The sequence below is a fragment of the Actinomycetota bacterium genome (assembly GCA_040755895.1).
In the GTDB taxonomy this organism is placed as follows: domain Bacteria; phylum Actinomycetota; class Aquicultoria; order Subteraquimicrobiales; family Subteraquimicrobiaceae; genus Subteraquimicrobium.
This window is the reverse complement of record JBFMAG010000059.1, coordinates 1-4,246: the sequence shown is the minus strand read 5'-3', so window position 1 is coordinate 4,246 and position 4,246 is coordinate 1. Positions and strand designations below refer to the sequence as shown.

General features: G+C 44.9%; 7 protein-coding genes. 5 read left to right on the top strand and 2 right to left on the bottom strand.

What is annotated here, in order from left to right; genetic code table 11:
* The 4 genes from AB1466_02840 to AB1466_02825 form a co-directional block, all read left to right on the top strand.
* Nucleotides 1-622: alpha-isopropylmalate synthase regulatory domain-containing protein (locus AB1466_02840; GenBank protein ID MEW6189040.1), on the top strand; the 622-nt coding region annotated here is incomplete at its 5' end.
* On the top strand, nt 619-1,446 hold the full coding sequence (locus AB1466_02835; protein ID MEW6189039.1) for a fumarylacetoacetate hydrolase family protein: 828 nt from the start codon (nt 619-621) through the stop codon (nt 1,444-1,446). The genes AB1466_02840 and AB1466_02835, both read left to right, overlap by 4 nt.
* 198 nt (nt 1,447-1,644) lie before the next feature.
* Nucleotides 1,645-2,685: a DUF2330 domain-containing protein gene (locus tag AB1466_02830; protein ID MEW6189038.1), complete on the top strand. Its 1,041-nt coding sequence runs from the start codon at nt 1,645-1,647 to the stop codon at nt 2,683-2,685.
* Between the two features lie 32 nt (nt 2,686-2,717).
* Entirely contained in the window at nt 2,718-3,173 is a 456-nt protein-coding gene (locus AB1466_02825; GenBank protein MEW6189037.1) for an HIT domain-containing protein, read from the top strand.
* 21 nt (nt 3,174-3,194) lie between these two features.
* Here AB1466_02825 and AB1466_02820 read toward each other — a convergent pair whose 3' ends face one another.
* Together AB1466_02820 and AB1466_02815 are read right to left on the bottom strand one after the other, a co-directional pair.
* On the bottom strand, nt 3,195-3,593 hold the full coding sequence (locus AB1466_02820) for a hypothetical protein (GenBank protein ID MEW6189036.1): 399 nt from the start codon (nt 3,591-3,593) through the stop codon (nt 3,195-3,197).
* Nucleotides 3,578-3,838, bottom strand: coding sequence for a hypothetical protein (locus AB1466_02815; protein ID MEW6189035.1), 261 nt, complete (start codon nt 3,836-3,838; stop codon nt 3,578-3,580). The genes AB1466_02820 and AB1466_02815 overlap by 16 nt, the downstream gene beginning before the upstream one ends.
* Nucleotides 3,839-3,908: 70 nt before the next feature.
* Here AB1466_02815 and AB1466_02810 point away from each other — a divergent pair.
* Nucleotides 3,909-4,246: transposase (locus AB1466_02810; protein MEW6189034.1), on the top strand; the 338-nt coding region annotated here is incomplete at its 3' end.

Below are 4,246 nucleotides of genomic sequence, written 5' to 3'. Positions count from 1 at the left end.
ACGCATCTTGGTCTCCGAGCTATCTGGAACAACCACCCTTCTACATAAAGCTAGGGAACTCGGTATCGATCTCACGGAGGAGAAAGACCGGGTGGCTGATATCTTAAAGAAGCTGAAGAAGCGCGAACACGAGGGCTACCATTTTGAAGTCGCCGACGGGTCATTTGCCCTGTTCATTCTGAAGAACATTGGGACTTATAGACCTCTGTTCGAGCTGGAGAGCTTTGAGGTGGGTATCGACAGATGGCGTACGGGAAGATTCGAGACTCAGGCCATCGTAAAGTTGCGAGTGAAGGGCAAAAGGATCGTGGAGGTAGCCGAGGGCAATGGTCCAATCAATGCCCTTGATCGTGCCCTACGTAGGGCGTTGGAACCCCTGTATCCGGATCTTTCCCGCATAAAGCTGACCGATTATAAAGTACGCGTTCTGGATAGGAGAAAGGGAACCGCTGCAGTGGTCCGCGTCCTCATAGAAAGCACGGATGGGGAAAGTACCTGGGGCACCGTGGGGGTCTCCGAAAACATCATCGAAGCCAGCTGGCAGGCTCTAGTTGACGGAATCGAATATGGACTGTTACGAAAGGCGTTGAAAGCCAGGTTACAAGGTAAGCAGAGAGAATGAAATTAGTGCGATTCTTGTATGGTCACAAGGTAAATTTTGGAATTCTAGAGAGGGATGTGATCCGATCCATCTTCGGTACTCCTTTTGAAGCCCGCCTCCCAAAGGGAAATAGCGGGCAAGATCCAAAATTTACTGGTGAGGAGTATCCCATTGAGGAAGTTAAACTACTTGCCCCAGTGGAGCCATCCAAGGTAGTCGCGGTGGGATTAAACTATGTCGACCACGCCAAAGAACTTAATATGCCCTTACCGGACGAACCCATCCTCTTCCTGAAACCCTCGACATCGGTCATCGGTCCCGACGAAAACATAATTTACCCTCGAATGTCAAAACGCATGGATTACGAAGCTGAACTGGCTGTGGTTATTGGGGGCAAAGTGAGATATCTATCTCCGGAGGAAGCTCCGGAGCATATTCTCGGTTTTTGCTGCTCTAATGATGTTACCGCCCGAGACCTGCAGAGTAAGGATGTACAGTGGACGAGAGCGAAAAGTTTCGACACCTTTACCCCCATTGGTCCCTGGATTGAGACGGAGATCGATCCAAGTGACCTGCGCATCGAATTACTCCTCAATGGCGAAGTAAGACAATCTTCCTCCACTTCGAGGATGATTTTCGATGTCAATCACCTGGTCAGTTTTATTTCCCAAGTTATGACCCTTCTTCCAGGCGATGTGATCATGACCGGTACCCCTCCGGGTGTTGGCTCCATGCAGGTTGGAGATGTCGTCGAGGTCCGCATCGAAGGAATCGGAGTTTTAAGAAATAAGGTTACCGCACGCCCAAGTGTCCGACACCAAATAAGCCTTTCACTGGCCCAATGAAAAAATAACTGCATATTTGGTTGGCTTTGAAATATTGTTGAAATTAATTCATAATCGGCAGTTTGTTGAAGATGGAATTGCCCTTTGGAAATTGTGTACCAAGGAAGTTCAACAAAAACCAGTTCAGTAAAATGTGGTGAGGGCAGCGAAAGTGCTGGTGAAATATTTGCGAGGTGTCGGACACTAAAAGGGAGTGCCATGAACAGGACTAAATTGGAGAGATTTAAACCGTTCTTGTTAATTCTTTTAATTTCACTTTTGTTTCCTTCGATGGTCTATGCTGATAAAGGCATGATCCCTCTTTCTGATGTCTCTCCTTATGAATCCGGTCAAAAAGCGATCCTTGCATGTAATGGTGAGGAAGAGGTTCTCATCCTCTCAACGGACGTCTCCGCAAGTAAACGTTCTCTTATTTTAGAAGTTTTACCTCTACCTTCAAAACCACAAATAAAGGAGGGAACTACCGAGTCCTTTGAGAGGATAGAGAAATTGATTGGCGAGCGAATGAAAGATGTCTATGGACTACGGGGATTGAAAGCAGGAGCTCCGGATGTAGAAATAATCTTCCACAAGAGAATAGGAGCCCATGACCTCACCGCAGTTAAGGTGAGAAATTATCAAGGATTTTTGAAATGGATTGCTGATTTTCTCAAAGATAAGAAGATCAAACACAAGGTGGACTCACCGAGATTGCGCGAATTGATCTCGATATATTTGGAGCAGGGACTAAATTTCTTTGTCTTTGACCTGATAACGGTTGATCCAGAACCCCGAAGTGTAAAGCCCTTAATATATAGATTTAAGAGCGACTCTCTTTATTATCCATTGGAGATTTCCTCCCTCGCTTCGGGTAATACTAGACTCTCGCTGTTCATCGTCACCAAGGATAAATTAGATTCTTCGTCCCTTGAGAAAGTTCGATTATTTCCCGGACTAACCCCCCCTTTTCGCGTGGGGAAAGACGAGCTTAGAAAGATCAGTCCAGAGGTCTCCCGGCTGTTCAATGGTTATGCTTGGCTTACCCCTACCCATTACATCGGTCCGATTCAATTTTTGAGCGGGGATTTGCGGATACCCATAGAATCGAAGATTGAGGATAGGGACATTGTACGGTGGATGCCTATAGTATTGGCAATTTTCGTGGCGATGTTTAGCGGTATCTTAGCTTGCCTTCTGATTTTGCTGAGATTGCAAAGAAAAATTGCTGAATTGGAGGAAAAACTTCTGAGGGGAAAGTAAAGCGAATGGAATATCTCTTCAGACCGTGGAGGATGAAATATATCATGAGCGAGAAAGCCAAAGGTTGCATCTTTTGTGATAAACCCAAGGAAAACAAGGACAAGGAAAACTACATTCTTCATAGGGCTAAAACCTGCTTCATTATGCTAAATATCTATCCTTACAACAGCGGTCACCTGATGATCGCCTCCTATAAGCACGTTCCGGATTTGCAAGGGCTTGAAGATCATGAGCTCTCAGAGTTGATGCTGGTCACAAGGAAGAGCATCCAAATTCTCACCAAGGCGATAAAGCCCGATGGGTTCAATATCGGCATAAATTTGGGAAGAATGGTAGGGGCAGGCGTGGAAGACCACATCCACATTCATGTGGTCCCAAGATGGAACGGAGACACGAATTTCATGCCTACGATTGGGGATACCAAAGTCATCCCCGAACTTCTGGATGCCACATACGAAAAACTCAAACAAGCCCTGAAAACAAGCTGATAAATGCAGACTGAGGAACGTTTATTTTGCTTGCTCTTCCAATAACCACTCTGGCAATGGCTTACGCTGCACCATGTAAACTCGATGAGCCATAACTCCTTCAAAAAATGCTCCAATGAACTGCAAGGGAATAACCAAAGTGTAAAAGAGGACTGCCCATTCTCTCACTGCTAATCCTACATCTCCACCAAAGAATATATTTATCCCCATATTCACTCCTCCAGTAGATGCAACTATGAATGCACCTATTTCAAAGGGAACCACAGGAACGGCAATTGGTAGTCTTTCCTGGTATCTTGCCACAACCAGTACTACAAGAAGACCTAACAAAGCCAGCCAGAGAAATGGGGGACCCATCAAGATTCCACCAAGCGAAGCCCAAAAACCGGCACCGCCTATCAGATTTATGACAAGATGCACAAAACAGCCTTGAAGGCTCCATGGGGTTTTCCCAGGATTTCAAAGATTATCTTTACTACGGACTTCCTAGATTTATCCAGATTTTCACCAAGCTTTAGTGCTCTATCTTTATTAACTGCCAAAAGTATTAATCCAAGCATAGTTCCAGCTAAAAATGCAAGTGTAAGTGATAGAGTCAATTCCCACCTATTGATTAAGATTCGAATAACTGACATATCCTGGCCCAGTGTGCACTTATTGCTCATAACCTTCTACGATTATACGATTTATTATGTTTCTAGGGTGTTTCAAAAATAGTTCCTTGAAAAGTAAATAATGGTTCATCCCCCAAAGCATGGTAGGATTTGGTTTAGCGAAAACCAACCAAACCAAGCAAGGGAGGATGAACAAGCTGATTGTAGCAAAAGGCCGAGAGCCTACACCGATGCTCAGATTCTAAAGATAGAATTGGTTAAGCGTTTTGATAAAAACTTGCGCCATACAAGGAGCATTGCCCGTTGCTTAAAGTGGGACAAAGACTTGAGGAAGGCTTGTGGACTTAAGACAAGAACCCCTCACTTTTCGACGATCTCCAGGCGGAGAAGAAAGCTTCAAGTAAAAATCCTGGTTTTAATCTCTCATGAAATCCTGAAATATCTCATTTCCTTGGGAGC

Excerpts from the sequence above, each read along its gene's own strand:
- AB1466_02835 (MEW6189039.1), top strand. The coding sequence starts at position 619 with ATGAAATTAGTGCGATTCTTGTATGGTCACAAGGTAAATTTTGGAATT.
- AB1466_02830 (MEW6189038.1), top strand. The coding sequence starts at position 1,645 with ATGAACAGGACTAAATTGGAGAGATTTAAACCGTTCTTGTTAATTCTT.
- AB1466_02825 (MEW6189037.1), top strand. The coding sequence starts at position 2,718 with ATGAAATATATCATGAGCGAGAAAGCCAAAGGTTGCATCTTTTGTGAT.
- AB1466_02815 (MEW6189035.1), bottom strand. The coding sequence starts at position 3,838 with ATGAGCAATAAGTGCACACTGGGCCAGGATATGTCAGTTATTCGAATC.